This window comes from Microbacterium capsulatum (genome assembly GCF_030865425.1).
Lineage (GTDB): Bacteria > Actinomycetota > Actinomycetes > Actinomycetales > Microbacteriaceae > Microbacterium > Microbacterium capsulatum.
This window is the reverse complement of record NZ_JAVFCB010000002.1, coordinates 65,059-82,679: the sequence shown is the minus strand read 5'-3', so window position 1 is coordinate 82,679 and position 17,621 is coordinate 65,059. Positions and strand designations below refer to the sequence as shown.

General features: G+C 73.0%; 17 protein-coding genes. 5 read left to right on the top strand and 12 right to left on the bottom strand.

Features of this window, described 5'->3' with window-relative positions:
- Positions 1 to 41: 41 nt before the first annotated feature.
- From RBR11_RS03295 to RBR11_RS03285, 3 genes are all read right to left on the bottom strand, one after another.
- On the bottom strand, positions 42 to 590 hold the full coding sequence (locus RBR11_RS03295; RefSeq protein WP_308487879.1) for a MerR family transcriptional regulator: 549 nt from the start codon (positions 588 to 590) through the stop codon (positions 42 to 44).
- 135 nt (positions 591 to 725) lie between these two features.
- Positions 726 to 1,403, bottom strand: a complete 678-nt coding sequence (ftsR, locus tag RBR11_RS03290; RefSeq protein ID WP_308487878.1) for a transcriptional regulator FtsR — start codon at positions 1,401 to 1,403, stop codon at positions 726 to 728.
- Positions 1,403 to 1,885: an FHA domain-containing protein gene (locus tag RBR11_RS03285; RefSeq protein ID WP_308487877.1), complete on the bottom strand. Its 483-nt coding sequence runs from the start codon at positions 1,883 to 1,885 to the stop codon at positions 1,403 to 1,405. Before RBR11_RS03285 ends, ftsR begins: the two co-directional genes overlap by 1 nt.
- 119 nt (positions 1,886 to 2,004) lie before the next feature.
- Here RBR11_RS03285 and lpdA point away from each other — a divergent pair, with 119 nt between their 5' ends.
- A complete protein-coding gene (gene lpdA / locus RBR11_RS03280) occupies positions 2,005 to 3,402 on the top strand; it encodes a dihydrolipoyl dehydrogenase (protein ID WP_308487876.1) in 1,398 nt (465 codons plus the stop codon).
- Between the two features lie 111 nt (positions 3,403 to 3,513).
- Here the strand turns inward: lpdA and RBR11_RS03275 are convergent, their stop codons facing one another.
- The 6 genes from RBR11_RS03275 to RBR11_RS03250 form a co-directional block, all read right to left on the bottom strand.
- Positions 3,514 to 4,638 (bottom strand): FAD-dependent oxidoreductase, encoded by a 1,125-nt coding sequence (locus RBR11_RS03275; protein WP_308487875.1) that lies wholly within the window; start codon positions 4,636 to 4,638, stop codon positions 3,514 to 3,516.
- On the bottom strand, positions 4,625 to 5,302 hold the full coding sequence (locus RBR11_RS03270) for a methyltransferase domain-containing protein (protein WP_308487874.1): 678 nt from the start codon (positions 5,300 to 5,302) through the stop codon (positions 4,625 to 4,627). The genes RBR11_RS03275 and RBR11_RS03270 overlap by 14 nt, the downstream gene beginning before the upstream one ends.
- Positions 5,303 to 5,336: 34 nt before the next feature.
- Positions 5,337 to 6,530 (bottom strand): type III polyketide synthase, encoded by a 1,194-nt coding sequence (locus RBR11_RS03265; protein ID WP_308487873.1) that lies wholly within the window; start codon positions 6,528 to 6,530, stop codon positions 5,337 to 5,339.
- Between the two features lie 76 nt (positions 6,531 to 6,606).
- Positions 6,607 to 7,221, bottom strand: a complete 615-nt coding sequence (locus RBR11_RS03260) for a CYTH domain-containing protein (RefSeq protein ID WP_308487872.1) — start codon at positions 7,219 to 7,221, stop codon at positions 6,607 to 6,609.
- On the bottom strand, positions 7,214 to 7,426 hold the full coding sequence (locus tag RBR11_RS03255; RefSeq protein WP_308487871.1) for a response regulator: 213 nt from the start codon (positions 7,424 to 7,426) through the stop codon (positions 7,214 to 7,216). Before RBR11_RS03255 ends, RBR11_RS03260 begins: the two co-directional genes overlap by 8 nt.
- A gap of 73 nt (positions 7,427 to 7,499) precedes the next feature.
- On the bottom strand, positions 7,500 to 7,970 hold the full coding sequence (locus RBR11_RS03250; RefSeq protein ID WP_308487870.1) for a prepilin peptidase: 471 nt from the start codon (positions 7,968 to 7,970) through the stop codon (positions 7,500 to 7,502).
- 207 nt (positions 7,971 to 8,177) lie between these two features.
- On the opposite strand from RBR11_RS03250, the gene RBR11_RS03245 reads away from it, so the two are divergent.
- From RBR11_RS03245 to RBR11_RS03235, 3 genes are read left to right on the top strand one after another with little or no spacing between them, the layout of a single operon-like run.
- The gene (locus tag RBR11_RS03245) at positions 8,178 to 8,981 is read left to right on the top strand and encodes a hypothetical protein (protein WP_308487869.1); all 804 of its coding nucleotides are present in this window, start codon (positions 8,178 to 8,180) and stop codon (positions 8,979 to 8,981) included.
- Entirely contained in the window at positions 8,978 to 10,564 is a 1,587-nt protein-coding gene (locus RBR11_RS03240; protein WP_308487868.1) for a DNA polymerase Y family protein, read from the top strand. The genes RBR11_RS03245 and RBR11_RS03240 overlap by 4 nt, the downstream gene beginning before the upstream one ends.
- Positions 10,564 to 13,986, top strand: coding sequence for an error-prone DNA polymerase (locus RBR11_RS03235; protein WP_308487867.1), 3,423 nt, complete (start codon positions 10,564 to 10,566; stop codon positions 13,984 to 13,986). Before RBR11_RS03240 ends, RBR11_RS03235 begins: the two co-directional genes overlap by 1 nt.
- Before the next feature lie 36 nt (positions 13,987 to 14,022).
- Here RBR11_RS03235 and RBR11_RS03230 read toward each other — a convergent pair whose 3' ends face one another.
- From RBR11_RS03230 to RBR11_RS03220, 3 genes are all read right to left on the bottom strand, one after another.
- Positions 14,023 to 14,400 carry a hypothetical protein gene (locus tag RBR11_RS03230; protein ID WP_308487866.1) on the bottom strand — a complete coding sequence of 126 codons (378 nt, stop codon included), beginning with the start codon at positions 14,398 to 14,400 and terminating at the stop codon, positions 14,023 to 14,025.
- Between the two features lie 78 nt (positions 14,401 to 14,478).
- Complete coding sequence (locus RBR11_RS03225) at positions 14,479 to 15,015, bottom strand: flavin reductase family protein (protein WP_308487865.1); 537 nt, start codon at positions 15,013 to 15,015, stop codon at positions 14,479 to 14,481.
- 85 nt (positions 15,016 to 15,100) lie between these two features.
- Positions 15,101 to 15,805 (bottom strand): MgtC/SapB family protein, encoded by a 705-nt coding sequence (locus RBR11_RS03220; RefSeq protein ID WP_308487864.1) that lies wholly within the window; start codon positions 15,803 to 15,805, stop codon positions 15,101 to 15,103.
- 219 nt (positions 15,806 to 16,024) lie between these two features.
- Between RBR11_RS03220 and RBR11_RS03215 the strand changes: the two genes are divergently transcribed.
- Positions 16,025 to 17,617, top strand: coding sequence for a Re/Si-specific NAD(P)(+) transhydrogenase subunit alpha (locus RBR11_RS03215; RefSeq protein WP_308487863.1), 1,593 nt, complete (start codon positions 16,025 to 16,027; stop codon positions 17,615 to 17,617).
- Positions 17,618 to 17,621 lie beyond the last annotated feature (4 nt).

Sequence of the window (17,621 nt, the reverse complement as noted above, 5' to 3'; positions counted from 1 at the left end):
TCCCCTCGGGGGACCGGCTCTTCTCGTAGGGTCCGGTGCGCTCAGGCGGAGCGGCGCGCGCGGCGCGCGGCGAGGTCGTCCTCGGCCTCCGGGACGAGCGCGTCGAACTCCACCAGCGTCGCCTCGACCTCGTGGAAGACCTTGCCGACCGCGATCCCGAAGACGCCCTGGCCGCGGCTGAGCAGGTCGATCACCTCGTCGTTCGAGGTGCACAGGTAGACGGACGCGCCGTCGCTCATGAGCGTCGTGCCCGCGAGGTCGCGGATGCCGGCCGCACGGAGCTGGTCGACGGCGGTGCGGATCTGCTGCAGCGAGATGCCGGTGTTCAGCAGCTCCTTGACGAGCTTGAGCACGAGGATGTCGCGGAAGCCGTAGAGGCGCTGCGAGCCGGATCCGCTGGCGCCGCGGACGGTCGGGACGACCAGCTCGGTACGCGCCCAGTAGTCCAGCTGGCGGTAGGTGATGCCCGCCGCCCGGGCGGCCACCGCACCGCGGTAGCCGACCTCGTCGTCCATCGCGGGAAGCCCGTCCGTGAAGAGGAGATCGTCCCCGAACGACGACGGTGCGTCGCCCCGTTCCTCGGCGCTCATGCCTTCTCCTTCTGGTCTTCCCGGTACGGCGTTCCTTCAAGCACTGCGTGAAGGTCGATAGCTCAACGGTAGACCGGCGCGGGACCCGCGACAATGACATCCGCTCCGGCCCGGGGGTGTGTCGCAATCAGTTCGTTACGACAGCAGCCGGCCGATGCCGTCCTTGACCAGGAGCGAGCGCACCTCGTCGAGGCGGGACGCCAGTTCCGGCGCCATCTCGCTCGCCCGCGCACGCGACGGAGTGTCGGTGCGGCGCAGCAGCGCGGACAGCGCGGACTGCACGAGGGCGATGTCCCGCTCGGCGCTCTGCCGCAGCGGACGCAGGTGCCGCGGGCCGATCCCGTGCCCGTCCAGGGCCACGAGCGCGCGCAGCAGGGAGACGGCGGACTCGGGATACGCCTCCACGGCCGGCAGCATGCCGCTGGTCACCGCGTCGCCGAGCAGCGCGGACGACGCACCCGCTGCGGCGATGAGCTCGTCCCGGCGGTACCGGCGCGGGCCCGCGACGATCGAGGCGGGCAGCTCGGGGGCGGCGCCGGACGCGTCGACCGCGTCGAGGTGCTCGCGGATGACCTTCAGCGGCAGGTACTGGTCCCGCTGCAGGGTGAGGGCGACGCGGATCCGCTCGAGATCGGATCCGGAGAACTTGCGGTACCCGGAGGCGGTGCGCACCGGTGTGACGATGCCCTTCTCCTCCAGGAAGCGGAGCTTCGAGGCACGCACGTCCGGGAACTCCGGGGTGAGCCGGGCGAGAACCTGCCCGATGCTCAAAAGCCCCGACGGGGCGGAACGCTCCGCGGCCGAGGCCGCCATCAGGCGCCTGCTGCGGCGAGATCGGCGGGCGAGGCGAAGAAGTTCAGCCGGAACTTGCCCACCCGGATCTCGTACCCGTTGCGCAGCTCGCTGCGGTCGACCCGCTCGCCGTTCACGTAGGTGCCGTTCAGCGAGCGCTGGTCGACGACTTCGAACACGGTGCCGGTGCGGATCACCTCGGCGTGCCGGCGCGAAACGGTCACGTCGTCGAAGAAGATGTCCGCCTCGGGGTGGCGGCCGACGGTGGTGACGCCGGTGTCCAGCAGGTACCGGGCGCCGGCGAGCGCGCCGGAGCGCACCAGCAGCAGGGCGGATCCGGACGGCAGCGCGGCGATCGCCGACTGCTCCACCTCGGTGAGGTCGGCACCGAACGGGACGAAGGACAGGTCGGAGTCGTGCCCGAACGTCTGCGTGGTGTCGTGCGCGGTCTCACCGCCACCACGGCGACGGACGGCGCCTTCGGGAACGTCGTTCTCAGTCACAGTGTGCACCCCTCCTCTGGCGTTCCAGACTATCGGATGCCGGCCCGCTCGAAACAGCCGCATTCCTCCCGGTGACGGCTCGGCTCGGGGCACGGTCCGGCGGACGCTACCATGGGGCCATGCCTCACTACGACGTCGTCATCCTCGGCGCGGGTCCCGGCGGCTATGTGGCCGCCGTCCGCAGCGCCCAGCTCGGACTGTCCACCGCGATCATCGAGGAGAAGTACTGGGGCGGTATCTGCCTCAACGTGGGGTGCATCCCCTCGAAGTCGCTTCTCAAGAACGCCGAGATCGCGCACACGTTCAACCACAAGGCCGAGTTCTTCGGCATCTCCGGTGACGTGCACTTCGACTTCGGCGCGGCGTTCGACCGCAGCCGCAAGGTCGCGGACACCCACGTCAAGGGCATCCACTTCCTGATGAAGAAGAACAAGGTCGTCGAGTACGACGGCCGCGGCACCTTCACGGGCCCGAAGACCATCTCCGTCGCCAAGTCCGACGGCACCACCGAACAGCTCACGTTCGACAACGCCATCATCGCGACCGGATCCACGGTCCGCCTGCTGCCGGGCGTCCAGCTCAGCGACAACGTCGTGACCTTCGAGGAGCAGATCCTCACCCGCGACCTGCCCGAGTCGATCGTCATCGTGGGCGCCGGCGCGATCGGCATGGAGTTCGGCTACGTGCTGTCGAACTACGGCGTGCAGGTCACGATCATCGAGTTCCTCGACCGCGCGCTGCCGAACGAGGACGTCGAGGTCTCCAAGGAGATCCAGAAGCAGTACAAGAAGCTCGGCATCGACATCCTCACCTCGACCGCCGTGAAGACGGTCACCGACAACGGCTCGTCCGTGCACGTCACGTACGAGACCCGCGACGGCCAGCCCGGCGAGATCACCGCCGGCAAGGTCCTCATGTCGGTCGGCTTCGCGCCGAACGTCGAGGGCTTCGGCCTGGAGAACACCGGTGTCAAGCTCACCGACCGCGGTGCGATCGACATCGACGACCACATGCGCACGAACGTCGAGGGCATCTACGCCATCGGCGACGTGACCGCCAAGCTGCAGCTCGCGCACGTGGCGGAGGCCCAGGCCGTCGTCGCCGCCGAGACCATCGGCAAGGCCGAGACCCAGACCCTGGGCGACTACCGGATGATGCCGCGCGCGACGTTCTGCCAGCCGCAGGTCGCCAGCTTCGGCCTCACCGAGGAGCAGGCCCGCGCCGAGGGCCGCGAGATCAAGGTCGCGAAGTTCCCGTTCAGCGCGAACGGCAAGGCGAACGGCCTCGGCGAGCCCGTCGGCTTCGTCAAGCTCATCGCCGACGCCGAGCACCTCGAGCTCATCGGCGGCCACCTGATCGGCCCGGACGTCTCGGAGCTCCTGCCCGAGCTGACCCTCGCGCAGAAGTGGGACCTCACCGCGCTCGAGGCCGCCCGCAACGTGCACACGCACCCGACGCTGTCGGAGGCGCTGCAGGAGGGCTTCCACGGCCTCGCCGGGCACATGATCAACCTCTGATCGGATCCGGTCGCCTCACGAGGGCCCGGTCACGCTGCACGCGTGGCCGGGCCCTCGTGCGTCGCTGCCTTCGTGCGTTGCTGAGGGGCGGCCCCTGAGCATGCCGAAGGGTCAGAGCCCGCGCATGGTGATCAGGCCGGTCGCCCAGGTGCGCAGCGGGGCCGCACCGAGGGTGCGGATGAGCACATCGCGTGCGACCAGGGGCAGGCCGCTCACGGGGGCGCCCATCCACATGTAGAACGCGGATCGCCCCTGCGCGGACCGCGCGGAGCGGGACGTCCGTCGGGCGTACTCCCGGAGGTCGGGGCGCCCGGCGAGGGCGTGCAGGATCGCGGGCGCGAGCCGTTCCGCGTCGATCCAGCCCAGGTTCATCCCCTGCCCGCCGATCGGGCTGACCTCGTGCGCCGCGTCCCCCACGAGCGCGACCCGGCCGCGGGCGGACATGCGGGCGAGGTGCTGCGCGGCGAGGAAGCGCACCGGCCGCGCCTCGTCGTCGATCGCGACGCGCGCCCCGATCCGCTCCTCGATCGCCCGCCGGAACCCGTCCGCCGTGCGCAGCTCCGGGGACGCGTGGCCGCTCTCCCGCACCACCCATCGCCGGCCGCCGCGAGGCAGCGGGAAGGACTCGACGACCCCACCCGGTTCGAGGTGCAGCTGCGCCCGAACGCCGGCGGCGGGATCGGGCACGTCGAGCATCGCATACGAGCCGCGGCCGGGACGCCGCCGCCAGCGGATCCCGAGATCCTGCCGGAGGCCGCTGCGCACGCCGTCGGCGACCACGACGAACGACGCGGTGAGCTCGTGCCGCCTGTGCAGCGCGTCGACGCTCAGCCGGACGAAGTCGCCCTCGTCCCGGATCGCCCGGGCCGCGCCGCCGAGGCGGATCGCGGCGGCGGACAGCTCCGTCAGCCGGGCGCGCAGCAGCGCGTCCGTGCGCTGCTGCGGGAGCACCAGCACGGGCCGGTCCGGCGAGAAGGCGAGCGAGGCGAGGATCCTGCCCCGGCACAGCACGTCGCCGCCCTCGAGCGACAGCGCCTCGGCGCGCACGGCGGCGCCGACTCCGACCCGGTCGAGCGCGTCCAGCCCGGGCGGGTGGATCCCGATCGCCCTGCTGCGCGTGTCGGCCCCCTCGTGCCGTTCGCAGAGCAGGACGTCGACACCCTCCTGCGCGAGCAGGCACGTCAGCAGCAGGCCCACCGGGCCCGCGCCGACGACGATCACCTCATGGTCGGGCATCGCGCGGCTCCCACCGCAGCTGCAGGCGCGCGGGCGCCTCCCGCAGCACGCGCCATCCGTCCGGCGCGAGGTCCGCGAGCTCCGCCGCGGTGTACGAGCGGCGGATGCTGGTCAGCCCGTCCGCGCGGATGAAGGATCCGGACAGGACGTTCCGGGCGAACGGCAGGCTTCCCGCGGCGAACAGCGCGTAGGCGATCCGGCCGCGGGCGATGTCGTGATGCGCGACCAGCCCGTCCGGTCCGACGAGGCGGCGGCTGTCCTCCAGCAGCCCCTGCAGCTCGTCCGCGGCGAGGTGGTGCAGCACATGGTTGGACAGCACGACGTCGTAGCGCTCGCCGGCACGGACCAGCTCCGCGGACCGCGCGCAGCGGTAGACGACGCCGGCACCGCCGTCGTGGGCCGCGGCCCAGCGGGTCGCCCGCTCGTCCGCGTCGAGCGCGGTGATCTCCGCGTCCAGCCCGTCCCGCGCGAGCCGCCGGGCGAGGGCGCGGCAGAGGTCGCCGCCACCCGCGCCGACGTCCAGGATCCGCACCCGGCCAGCCCGCGCGCGGGGACGGACGTCCCTCCGGTACAGCGCTCCCGGCCGGGAGACCACCGTGTTCACGAGCCGGAACAGCTCGTAGGTGCGATCGAGCGTCCGCTGATCCGCGTCCGGATCGTCCATGAGTTCAGGCGCGTCGACGGCGCGCGCGGAGAGGTCAGCGCCCATCGCCGCCGGGGGCGACCACCGTCATCAGCGCGCTCTCCGCGGTCAGCCCGGGGCCGAACGCCATCGCCGCCACCCTCTCGCCGTCCCGCACGCCCTCCTCCTCCTCGAGGATCCGCTGCAGCACGAACAGCACGGTCGCGCTGGACATGTTGCCGAGCGTGCGCAGGGTCTCCCTGGCCGGGCGCAGCTGCGCGTCGCTGAGATGCAGCCGGTCCTGCACCCGGTCGAGGATGCTGCGCCCGCCCGGGTGGATCGCCCAGTGCCGGACCTCCTCGCCGATCCTGCCGTCATCGAAGGCCGCGCCCAGCGACCCGGCGCCGGGATCGCCCGGATCCCGCCCGTCCGCGTACAGCGGGCGCAGCGCGTCGACGATGGTCTCGCCGATGATCTGCGGTACGGCGGTCGACAGGATCATCTCGAATCCGCGATCACCGATCGTCCATGCCATGTCCTTCTCGCCCTGCGGGGCGATCGCGGTGTGGAACCGGTCCAGGAGGAGCCCGGGAGCCGCGGATCCGGGCGGGCGCGCGGTGACGATCCCCGCGGCCGCGCCGTCCGCGAACAGCGAGGATGCGACGATCACGTCCGGGTCCTCGGAGGAGCGCAGATGCAGCGTGCACAGCTCGACGCTGACGACGAGCACCACGGCGTCCGGATCCGCGGCGCAGAACTGGTTCGCCGCGCGCAGCGCCGGCAGCGACGCGTAGCAGCCCATGAACCCGAGGTGGTAGCGCTGCACCGAGTCCGCGAGCCCGAGGGCGCGGACGATCCCGTACTCCGGCCCCGGGGCGTGGAAGCCCGTGCAGGACACGGTGATGACGTGCGTGATGTCTGCGGCGACGATGCCGGGGTCGGCGTCCAGGGCGGCGCGCGCGGCGGCGACGAACAGCCGGCCGGCCTCACGCACGTAGAGGTCGTTGCGGTCCGCGGTCCCCGGAGAGAGCAGCAGCCCCGAGGCGCGGTCGAAGAACCGGGGCGACTCCGGCTCGGCGGTCAGCGACAGCTCATCGATCACCGTCCGTCGGGTGTCGATCCCCGAACCGTCGAACGAGGCCGTGACGATCCGCCGGGCGAGGCGGCCGAGCCCCGGCTGAGCGGCGAAGACGTCGCGCACCTCGTTCTGGTGCAGGACCGTGTCGGGCACGACCGTCCGCAGGGATCTCAGGATGGCCGGGCTGCTCATGGTCCCACTCAAGCACGAGGCCTGCCCGCCCGGAAGGGGCTTGCGTCCACGGCACGACGCGCTCAGCGGGCGCGGATCAGAAGCCGAGGGCCCGCGCGAGCTTGGATCCCGAGGCGGACTCGCGACCGCCGACCGCACGGACCGCCTGCTCCACCGCGGCGAAGAAGGCCGCCCGGCCTGCGCTGTCGGCGGGGGCGGCGGGGCCCAGCTCCATCTCCCACTCGCGCCACTCGCGCCGCACCCCGCCGCGGAGGTCCGTCGCACGGACGTGGTCGTCGACGAACTCGGCGACGACGCCGGCGGGGCCGGTCAGCAGATAGGCGGTGCGGGCGTTCTCGATGCGGGCGAGCGGGGTGAGCGGATCCGTCGTCCACTCGGAGATCACCGCGACCACGGGCTCGGGAGGACCATCGCCCTCGCCGAGCGGCCAGCCGAGCTCGAGCCGGCCGTCGCCGTCGCGCGGTCCCTTCACATGCCACCCCGCGTCAGGGCCGCCGGTACGGCGCCGCAGGGCCACCCCGGCGCGGCCGAGCACCGTGCCCGCGGTGTCGAAGTACTGCGCGTCGAGCGCGCGGGCCTCGCCCTCCGTCACCGCGTCGACCCCGGGGATCACGCTCCAGTCCGGCAGCGGCGTCGCGGCGTCGACGTCGTACTTGACCTCGATCTCGAAGGTGCGCGAGGGTTCAGACATCGGACGGGTCGATGTCCTCGAGGGACTCGTCGTACCAGTAGTCGACCGTGGTCGGACCGTCGTGCGCACCGGTGCCCTTCGGCTCGACCCGGCGGCTGTACACCACCTGGGTCTCGCTGTAGGGGACGATCAGCTTGTCGTCCGCCGCACCGAGGGGGATGATCTGCCCGTCCAGCGGGCCGCCGTGGAGGCGTGCGAGTGCCATGCCCTCACCCTAGCCCCGGAGCGCCCCGATGGCGCCGCTCCGCGCAGCGGTTCCTCGGGTGGTCTCCGTGTGTTCACGCCGCGGCGACGCCGAGGACGCCGCCGACGATCATCCACGGCCCGAAGGCGATGTGCGTGCCGCGGTCGGCGCGGCGCAGCACGATGAGCCCGAGGGCGTGCACGGCGCCCAGCACGAACGCGGCCGCCGCGCCGACGAGCAGCGCCTGCCCGCCGTCGCGGCCCAGGACCAGTCCGACGAGCGCCGCGAGCTTGACGTCCCCGCCGCCCATGCCGCCGCGGCTGAGGAGGCGGAGGGCCGCGTAGAACCCGCCGAGCAGCAGCATCCCCCACAGGGCGCCGGTGAGGGGCCGGGGCTCGCCCGTGAGCAGCGCCTCGACGACGAGCAGTGCGATCGCGCCGGCCAGGGTCGGCAGCACGATCCGGTCCGGGAGCCGGTGCGTGGCGATGTCGATCGCGATGAGCCGGACCCCGACCCCGAGCACCGCGAGATGCGCGAGCACGAGGATCGCGACGTGGAGGTCCATGCAGGAAGGCTGTCAGATCCCCGTGCGCCGTGTGCGGGGCTGTGGAGAACTCTCCGGCGGATCGGACGAGCACACGTCCGTCCTCGACCAGCTCCCCTCCTCGAGCGGACCGCCCCCACACCCATCCGGGAATGTCGGATGTACGAGCTATCTTCATCACATCAGTTGCATTATTCGAAGAGATATTCGAGGATGGTTTCCATGGGGATGGCTCTCGGTTCCATGATGGCCCCCGCCGCCGACACGCGGGCCGGGGAGGTGCTGCGCCTCCGCCGGGAGATCACCCGCATGCAGCGCCGCCGCAGCGATCTGCCGCTGATCCCCGTCTCCCCCGCCCTGGAGTCGATCCTCCCCGAGGGCGGCCTGCAGGTCGGCACGACGTACTCCGTCTCCGCCTCCCCGGGGCTCATCGCGGCGCTGCTCGCCCCCGTCTCCGCCGCAGGCGCGTGGTGCGCGGCCGTCGGCATACCCACCCTGGGCGTGGAGGCGCTCGCGGGGCACGGCGTGGAACTGAGCCGGCTGCTGCTCGTCCCCGAACCGGGGCCGCGCTGGCTCTCGGTCGTCTCCACGCTCTCCGAGGTGGTCCCGCTCATCGCGATCCGCCCCTGCACGCCGATCCGCGACGCCGAGGCATCCCGGCTGGGCGCGCGGCTGCGCGACCGCGGCTGCACCCTGCTCGTCGTCTCGGGGGCCGGTGCCTCGGGGGCCGGAGTCTCGGGGGCCGGAGCCGCCACGGAGTGGCCGCAGAGCGAGGGGTCGATCCGCGTGCACGATCCGCACTGGCAGGGCCTCGGATCCGGCTGGGGAGCGCTCGAGCAGTGCGAGGTGACGGTCACCGCGCGCACCCGGCGGTCGCCGCAGCCGCAGAGCGTGCGCGTGCGCCTGCCCGGCAGCCACGGCACGATCGAGGCCGTGGAGACGCCCCGGCTGGTCCCGCTCCCCCGTCCGGCCGCCGTCCGCGAGACGCCCGCCCCGCTCCGCACCGCATCCCTCCTGCCGGTGGCGGGATGAACGCCGCAGCCCGCGTCCCGGTCCGCGTGATCGTGCTGTGGTTCCCGGACTGGCCGCTGCGGGCGGCGCTCGGCGACGAGGCCGCGGAGCCGGCGGCGATCCTGCACGCGAACCGGGTGGTCGCCTGCAGCGCGGCGGCCCGCGCCCAGGGCGTGCGGATCGGGCAGCGTCGCCGCGAGGCGCAGGGACTGCTGCCCGCTCTGCGCATCCTCCCCGCCGATCCGGCGCGGGACGAGCGCGCCTTCCTGCCCGTGCTGCGCCACATCGAGGCGCACGCGCCCGGCGCGCAGCTGCTCCGCCCCGGCCTCGCCCTGCTCCGCGCCCGCGGCGTCGCCCGCTATCACGGCGGGGAGCAGGAGGCGGCCCGCACGCTGCACGCGCTCCTCGCCGCGGCGGGGCATCCCGAGGTGCGGATCGGGATCGCCGACGGGCCGTTCACGGCGGAGCTCGCCGCGCGCGGGGCGGATCCGGCGCTCGTGGTAGCCCCGGGCGAGGCCGCCGCGTTCCTCGCCCCGCTGCCCGTGCAGGCCCTGGCGCAGCGGGAGCGGGGTGACGAGGAGATCACCGCGCTGCTGCTCCGCCTGGGCGTGCGCACGCTCGGCGATCTCGCCGCCCTCGGCGCCGCACGCCTCAGGGATCGCTTCGGCGAGCGCGGTGCGCGCCTGCACGCCCTGGCCGCGGGCGCGGACTCCCGACCGGTGGTGCCGCGGCCGGCGGATCCGGAGCTCGCCGCCGAGGTCGAGTTCGAGTCCCCCCTCGGCCAGTCGGATCAGATCGCGTTCGCGGTCCGGCAGAGCGCCGACGCCGTGATCCTGGCCCTCGCCGAGGCGTCGCTGGTGTGCACCGAGGTGCGGATCGACCTCACCGACGACGACGAGCGGGTGACCTCGCGCACCTGGCTGCACCCGACATGCTTCGAGGCCTCCGATCTCGTCGACCGGGTGCGCTGGCAGCTGGAGTCGCTCGCGGACGAGGCCCGCGGCGACGACGACGAGGCGCACCGGTTCCGCGGCATCGCCCGGGTGCGGATCGCCCCGGTCGCCGTCGACGACGCCGCGCACCATCAGCCCGGTCTGTTCGGATCGGGCCCCGACGAGCGGCTGCACCACGCCGTCTCCCGGGTGCAGACGCTGCTCGGGCACGAGGGCGTGGTCACCGGCGTCGTCGCGGGCGGGCGCCTGCTCGCCGACCGGCAGCAGCTCACGCCGTGGGGCGAGCGGGTGGTCCCGGCCCGGCCGGCGGATCAGCCCTGGCCGGGGCAGCTGCCGGATCCGCTGCCCGCCGAGGTGTTCGTGCCGCTCCGGCCGATCGCGGTGACCGCGGCGGACGGCGCCGACGTCGGCGTCGACGAGCGAGGGCTGCTCACCGCGGCGCCGGCGGCCGTGGACTCCTGCCCCGTGCTGTCCTGGGCGGGTCCGTGGTCGGTGCGGGACCGGCGCGGCGATCCGGCGGGGATCCGGCGCGGCGAGCGCCTGCAGATCGTCGACGTGCAGGAGCGCGCCTGGCTGGTGATGTACGTCGCCGAAGCCGGTGCCGGCGGAGCCGGTGGCGGACGCTGGTGGGCCGAAGGGAGGTATCACTGATGGGCTGGCACAACCCGGACATGTCGTGGGCCGAGCTGGAGCGCACGCTCAGCGGCCGCACGCCCCTGCATCAGGAGGCGCCGGTGGACGCGCCGTCCCGGATGAGCAAGCGGCCCCCGATCCGGCTGGGCGACATCGAGCGCCCGACGGACGCGACCCCCTACGCCGAGCTGCACGCGCACTCCTCCTACTCCTTCCTCGACGGCGCCTCCTCGCCCGAGGACCTCATCACCGAGGCCCAGCGGCTCGGCCTCACCGCGCTGGCGATCACGGACCACGACGGCTTCTACGGCGCGGCGCGCTTCGGCGAGGCCGCCGAGCTCGCCCCGGAGCTGCAGACGGTGTTCGGCGCGGAGCTGTCGCTCGGCGGCGGCGACCGCTCCCCGACTCCGGCGCGGGGCGGCGCAGCGGATCCGCTCGGCGAGCACCTGCTCGTGCTCGCCCGGGGCGAGGAGGGGTATCACCGCCTGTCCGCGGCGATCACCGAGGCGCAGCTGCGCGGCGGCGAGAAGGGCCGTCCGCTCTACGGGATCGAGTCCCTGGCGAACCGCGCGGAGGGGCACTGGACGATCCTCACCGGCTGCCGCAAGGGCTCCGTCCGCACAGCCTACGAACAGGAGGGGCCGGAGGGCGCCGAGCGGGCGCTGCGCCTGCTCGTCGAGCTGTTCGGCGCGGACCGGGTGGCGGTCGAGCTGATCGACCACTCCGATCCGCTCGACACCCGCCGCAACGACGCCCTCGCCGCCCTCGCCGTCACGCACGGGCTGCCCGTGGTGGCGACGAACAACGTGCACTACGCGGCGCCGGGGGATGCCGCCCTCGCCGAGGCCGTCGCCGCCGTGCGCGCCACGCGGAGCATGCGGGAGCTGGAGGGGTGGCTGCCCGCGCACGGATCCGCGCACCTGCGCTCGGGGGCGGAGATGACCGCCCGCTTCGCCCGGTACCCCGGGGCGATCGCGCACGGGCTGGAGATCGCCGAGGCCTGCGCCTTCCCACTGCGCCGCGCCAAGCCGGCGCTGCCGACGATGGCGGTGCCCGAAGGCGAGACGCCGATGAGCCACCTGCGCGCCCTGGTCTGGGCCGCCGTGCCCTCGGTCTACCCGGATCTCACCGACGCGGGGCGCGCCCGCATCGAGCGGGAGCTGGACGTGATCGAGGAGAAGGACTTCCCCGGCTACTTCCTCATCGTGCACGGCATCGTGGACAAGGCGAGGGAGCTCGGGATCCTCTGCCAGGGCCGTGGATCCGCCGCGGCGAGCGCGGTCTGCTATCTGCTCGGCATCACCGCGGTGGATCCGATCTTCTTCAACCTTCCGTTCGAGCGCTTCCTCGCCACGACCCGCACCGAGGAGCCCGACATCGACGTGGACTTCGACTCCGGGCGCCGGGAGGAGATCATCCAGTGGGTCTACGAGACCTACGGGAGGGAGAACGCCGCACAGGTCGCGAACGTGATCCAGTACCGCCCGAAGAACGCGGTGCGCGACATGGCCCGCGCGCTCGGCTTCTCCCCCGGGCAGCAGGACGCCTGGTCGCGCCAGGTGGAGCGCGGGGAGCTCGCCACCTCCGATCACGACATCCCCGCCGCCGTCGTCGCCTACGCCGACGCCCTGCTCCGGGCGCCCCGGCATCTGGGCATCCACTCCGGCGGCATGGTGCTCACCCAGCGTCCGGTCGGCGAGGTCGTCCCGGTCGAGCACGCCCGCATGGAGAAGCGCACCGTCATCCAGTGGGACAAGGACTCCTCGGCCTGGATGGGGCTGGTGAAGTTCGACCTGCTCGGGCTCGGGTTGCTCTCCGCCCTCCGGCACTGCTTCGACCTCGTCCGCGACGCCACGGGCGAGGACTGGACACTGGACTCGCTGCCGAAGGAGGAGCCCGCGGTCTACGACATGCTCTGCCGGGCCGACACGATCGGGGTGTTCCAGGTCGAGTCCCGGGCGCAGATGGGGCTGCTCCCCCGCCTGCAGCCGCGGGAGTTCTACGAGCTCGCGATCCAGATCGCGCTGATCCGCCCCGGCCCCATCCAGGGCGGCGCGGTGCACCCGTTCGTCCGCCGCAAGCTCGGGCAGGAGGACGTGGTCTACGCCCACCCGAAGCTGGAACCGATCCTGAAGCGGACCTTGGGGATCCCCGTCTTCCAGGAGCAGCTCATCCAGATGGCCACCGCTCTGGGCAACTGCACGGCCGACGAGGCGGACACCCTGCGCCGCGCAATGGGCTCCAAGCGGGGGCTGGAGAAGATCGACAGCATCAGGAAGAGCCTGTACGACGGCATGCGCGAGCACGGGCTGGACGACGAGACCGCCGATCGCATCTACGCCCAGATCCAGGCGTTCTCCGACTTCGGCTTCGCCGAGTCGCACTCGCTCTCCTTCGCGCTGCTCGTCTACGCCAGCTCCTGGCTCAAGCTGCACTACCCGGCCGCGTTCCTCGCAGGTCTCCTGCGCTCCCAGCCGATGGGGTTCTACTCCGCCGCGACGCTCACCGGCGACGCCCGCCGGCACGGCGTCGAGGTGCGACGGCCCGACATCGCGCTGTCCGGGGCGACCGAGACCCTGGAGCCTCTGGATCCGGATGCCGCAGCCGGCGCGTCCGTGATCACCGGCCGGGAGTCGTGCGCACACCAGCTCCCGAAGCGCCCTACGGGCACGAAGCCGAAGGAGTTCGACCGCAGCGCCCCCGACGAGATCGCCGCGCACCGGCGCGACGGCCGTTTCGCCGTGCGGCTCGGGCTCGCCGGGGTCACGGGGATCGGCGTGAAGACGGCCGAGCGGATCGTCGCCGAGCGCGACGCCCGCGGCCCGTACCGCGACCTGAACGACCTCGTGCGCCGCACGGACCTCACCGCGGCCCAGGTCGAGGCCCTCGCCACCGCGGGCGCCTTCGACAGCCTCGGCCTGCACCGGCGGGAGGCGATCTGGCTCGCCGGATCCGCCGCCGAGGACCGCGCCCGCTACCTGCCCGACACGGTCGTCGCCGTGCAGCCGCCGCTGTTCGGCGACCAGACCAGCTACGAGATCCTCACCGCCGATCTCTGGGCGACCGGGGTGTCCACGGACGACCATCCCCTCGCGCACTTCCGTCCGGCGCTGGACGAGCGCGGGGTGCTCGTCTCCACCGCGCTGCGCACGCACGAGAACGGCCGGCGGGTCGAGGCGGCGGGGCTCGTGACGCACCGGCAGCGGCCGTCGACCGCGGGTGGCGTGACCTTCCTCAACCTCGAGGACGAGCACGGCCTCGTCAACGTGATCTGCACGCAGGGGGTGTGGACGCGCTACCGCCGGATCGCCCGGGAGTCGCCCGCGCTGATCGTCCGCGGGATCCTGGAACGCTCCCCCGAGGGCGTCGTCAACCTGCTCGCCGACGCGTTCGAACCGCTGCGGGTGGGCGTGGCGCACCACTCCCGGGACTTCCAATGACGGCGCCGGCCGGCTCGCCGGGCGGCACCGTGGCCCTCACCAGAAGCGCTCGGGCTCCTGCTGCGGCGGACGGTCGGTGCCGCCCCAGATCGCCGCCTGCGCCTTGGCCGCGGCCGCCGCCTCCTCGGCGCCCTCGAGCGCGATCGCCGAGCCGCGCAGATCGACCGCACCTCCCGGAACCGCGTCGAGCACGAGCTCGGTGACCACGCCCTCCTCCGTCACCATGACCGTGCACGCCTCCACCCTGCCGCGCCACGGCAGCGCGCCGAGCTCCGGCAGGACGGATCCCGGCACGCGGTAGACGACGCCGGTGGTCAGGTCGCGGACCCGCACCGCTCGGGGCTCCTCGTCCACGGCGACGATGCGCCCGACGCCGAGCGGCGCGGACAGCGGAAGGATCAGGGTCACCGACATGGCTCCACCTTCTTCCCGTTCCCGCGCCTTGGCAAGCCCGCTCCGCTCAGGGCCGAACCCAGCTCCCGGGCCGAACCCTCAGCCCTGGGCCGATCCGGCCACGGCCGACGACACCAGGCTGTCGTAGCGCCTGTCGTGGTAGAGCAGCGGCGCCCCCGGCGTGCCGTCGATCACGTCCAGGACGTCGAGCAGGATGAGCGCCGACGGGCCGACCCGGTGCGTCTCCCGGATCGTGCCGCGGACCGCCACCCGGGACGAGGGCAGGAACGGCTCCCCGGTGGGGAGGGTCTGCCAGCCCTGCTCGGGGGTGAACCGCGGCTCCCCGGAGCGCGCGAACGCGTCGGCGATCGGCTGCTGGCCGGCGACGAGGAAGTGCACCAGCATGCTGGGAGCGGAGAGGATCCCTCCGGCGCTGCCCGTCGCACGGGTGACGGAGAAGACGAGCACGGCCGGGTCCGCGCTCACCGAGGCGACGCTGGAGAGCGTGAGGCCGACCGGCCCCTCCGCGGTCATGGCCGACACGAGGGCCACCCCCGCGGGGTGGTGGCGGAAAGCCCCCTTGAACTTCTCGGTGACGTCCACGGCGGTGTCGTCCCCCGGACCCGGTGCGGTCATGATGCTCCTCTGTCGTCGTCGGATCGTGGCACGCCGACGATCCCCCTCAAAGGTATGCCCGTTCCGGGGGTGCGGGATTCGCGCGCTACTCGCGCTCGTCCTCCCCGAGGATCTGCACGCTGCGGACCCCGTCGATCTCGGCGACCGCGGCGAGCAGGGCATCCGGGCTCGTGCTTCCTGTCAGGTCGAGGATGAGCGACGTCGTCCCGGCGGCGGCGTCGTCCTGCGGCTCCGCACGCCGCACCGCCCAGCCGCTCCCGGTGATGGCCGTGAGGATGTTCCGCAGCAGCCCTCGGCCGTCCTGGTAGACGACCTCGATCTGGAACTCGTTGTCCCGGGCGCCCGGCAGCAGACGGGCGATGGCCCTCAGCCCGTAGGCGATCACGAAGTGCAGCGCCGTCACCGCGAGCGCGAGCACCCACAGGCCGGCGCCCGCGGCCATGCCGATCGCCGCGGTCTCCCATACCGACGCGGCCGTGGTCAGCCCGCGGACGGCACCGCGCCGGGTCAGGATCAGGCCGGCGCCGAGGAACCCGATGCCCGTCACGATCTGCGAGGCGACCCGGGACGGATCCAGGCCGACGTGCTCGCCGATCATGTCCGAGAAGCCGTACTTCGACACGAGCAGGAACAGCGCCGAGGAGGTGCCGACGATCGCCTGGGTGCGCATGCCTGCGCTGCGCCCGCGCAGCTGACGCTCCAGCCCGACGAGGGCGCTCAGCACGAAGGCCAGGAGCAGCTCCCCGATCTGCACCCAGCCCTGCCCGGCGAAGACGGGGACCGAGGTCATGATCGGCACTCTACGCCCGCCGGACCCTCCGATTTACCCGATCCGTAAACTCCACGGAACTTTCGCCGACACAGAGCCGGCAGGATGCCTGATCCTGCCGATCCGCTCCGATACGCTCGCACGAACCGCTCCCGAGTCCGATAATCCCGGGAGCGGCGCACCGCGGTGTCGCGGCAGCATCCCCGTCAGCATCCCCCGAAGACACGAACAGGAGACACGATGACGCGCATCGGAATCGTGACCGAGCAACCGCCCGAGACGAGGGTCGCGGCGACCCCGGTGACGGTCAAGCAGCTCATCGCGCTGGGCTACGACGTGGCCGTGCAGGCCGGCGCCGGCGCGCTCTCGGCGTTCCCGGACGACGCGTACGCCGAGGCGGGCGCCGCGATCGTCGACGCCGCCGAGGCGCTGCAGAGCGACATCCTGCTCAAGGTCAACGTTCCGGTCGACGCCGAGGTGCAGGCCCTGCGCCCCGGCGCGATCGTGGTCGGTCTGATGGCTCCCGCGTTCCAGCCCGACCTGCTCGCCGCCCTCTCCGCACGCGGCGTGACGGCTCTCGCGATGGATGCCGTGCCGCGCATCTCGCGCGCCCAGTCCATGGACGTGCTGACCTCGATGGCGAACATCGCCGGCTACCGCGCGATCGTCGAGGCGGCGCACGAGTTCGGCCGCTTCTTCACCGGCCAGGTGACCGCGGCGGGCAAGGTCCCGCCGGCCAAGGTCCTCATCGCCGGTGCCGGCGTCGCCGGGCTCGCCGCGATCGGCGCGGCCTCCAGCCTCGGCGCGATCGTACGAGCGACGGATCCGCGTCCCGAGGTCGCCGACCAGGTCAAGTCCGTCGGCGGCGAGTACCTGAAGGTCGAGGTCGAGGTCGAGCAGTCCACCGACGGCTACGCCAAGGCCACGAGCGAGGCCTACGACCGCCGCGCCGCGGAGATCTACTCCGAGCAGGCCGCCGAGGTCGACATCATCATCACCACCGCGCTCATCCCGGGCCGCGCCGCGCCGCGCCTGATCACTGCGGCCGACGTCGCGAGCATGCGCTCCGGCAGCGTCATCGTGGACATGGCCGCGGGCCAGGGCGGCAACGTCGAGGGTTCCGTCGCCGGCGAGCGCATCGTGACGCCGAACGGCGTCGTGATCCTGGGCTACACCGACCTCGCCTCGCGCCTGCCCGCGCAGGCCTCCCAGCTGTACAGCACGAACGTGGCGAGCCTGATCAAGCTCATCACGCCCGGTAAGGACGGCGCCGTCGTGCTCGACTTCGACGACGTCGTGCAGCGCTCGTTCACCGTCGTCAGGGACGGCGAGATCACCTGGCCGCCGCCCCCGGTGCAGGTGTCCGTGGCGCCGCCGGCGGCGCCCGCCGCCGCACCGGCGGCCGACGTTCCTGTGAAGCAGCCGATGTCCGCCGCGAAGCGGGCCGGCCTCGTCGCGATCGGCATCGCGGCGCTGTTCCTGGTGAACGCGTTCGCCCCGGCCCCGCTGCCGCAGCACTTCACCGTGCTCGTGCTCGCGATCGTCGTCGGCTTCTACGTCATCGGCAAGGTCGCGCACGCCCTGCACACCCCGCTGATGAGCGTGACCAACGCGATCTCCGGCATCATCGTCGTCGGCGCCATGCTGCAGCTGACCGGCGAGACGCTCGTCGTGCAGATCCTCGCCGCCGTCGCCGTGCTGCTGGCCAGCATCAACATCTTCGGCGGCTTCGCGGTGACCCGCCGCATGCTCGCCATGTTCGCACGGGGCGCTGCCCCGAAGACGGATCAGGGTGCCGCCCCGGCCGCCCGGTCCGAGAAGACGGGAGCCTGACGCG

Excerpts from the sequence above, each read along its gene's own strand:
- RBR11_RS03295 (WP_308487879.1), bottom strand. The coding sequence starts at position 590 with ATGAGCGCCGAGGAACGGGGCGACGCACCGTCGTCGTTCGGGGACGAT.
- ftsR (WP_308487878.1), bottom strand. The coding sequence starts at position 1,403 with ATGGCGGCCTCGGCCGCGGAGCGTTCCGCCCCGTCGGGGCTTTTGAGC.
- lpdA (WP_308487876.1), top strand. The coding sequence starts at position 2,005 with ATGCCTCACTACGACGTCGTCATCCTCGGCGCGGGTCCCGGCGGCTAT.
- RBR11_RS03275 (WP_308487875.1), bottom strand. The coding sequence starts at position 4,638 with ATGCCCGACCATGAGGTGATCGTCGTCGGCGCGGGCCCGGTGGGCCTG.
- RBR11_RS03270 (WP_308487874.1), bottom strand. The coding sequence starts at position 5,302 with ATGGACGATCCGGACGCGGATCAGCGGACGCTCGATCGCACCTACGAG.
- RBR11_RS03265 (WP_308487873.1), bottom strand. The coding sequence starts at position 6,530 with ATGAGCAGCCCGGCCATCCTGAGATCCCTGCGGACGGTCGTGCCCGAC.
- RBR11_RS03260 (WP_308487872.1), bottom strand. The coding sequence starts at position 7,221 with ATGTCTGAACCCTCGCGCACCTTCGAGATCGAGGTCAAGTACGACGTC.
- RBR11_RS03255 (WP_308487871.1), bottom strand. The coding sequence starts at position 7,426 with ATGGCACTCGCACGCCTCCACGGCGGCCCGCTGGACGGGCAGATCATC.
- RBR11_RS03250 (WP_308487870.1), bottom strand. The coding sequence starts at position 7,970 with ATGGACCTCCACGTCGCGATCCTCGTGCTCGCGCATCTCGCGGTGCTC.
- RBR11_RS03245 (WP_308487869.1), top strand. The coding sequence starts at position 8,178 with ATGGCTCTCGGTTCCATGATGGCCCCCGCCGCCGACACGCGGGCCGGG.
- RBR11_RS03240 (WP_308487868.1), top strand. The coding sequence starts at position 8,978 with ATGAACGCCGCAGCCCGCGTCCCGGTCCGCGTGATCGTGCTGTGGTTC.
- RBR11_RS03235 (WP_308487867.1), top strand. The coding sequence starts at position 10,564 with ATGGGCTGGCACAACCCGGACATGTCGTGGGCCGAGCTGGAGCGCACG.
- RBR11_RS03230 (WP_308487866.1), bottom strand. The coding sequence starts at position 14,400 with ATGTCGGTGACCCTGATCCTTCCGCTGTCCGCGCCGCTCGGCGTCGGG.
- RBR11_RS03225 (WP_308487865.1), bottom strand. The coding sequence starts at position 15,015 with ATGACCGCACCGGGTCCGGGGGACGACACCGCCGTGGACGTCACCGAG.
- RBR11_RS03220 (WP_308487864.1), bottom strand. The coding sequence starts at position 15,805 with ATGACCTCGGTCCCCGTCTTCGCCGGGCAGGGCTGGGTGCAGATCGGG.
- RBR11_RS03215 (WP_308487863.1), top strand. The coding sequence starts at position 16,025 with ATGACGCGCATCGGAATCGTGACCGAGCAACCGCCCGAGACGAGGGTC.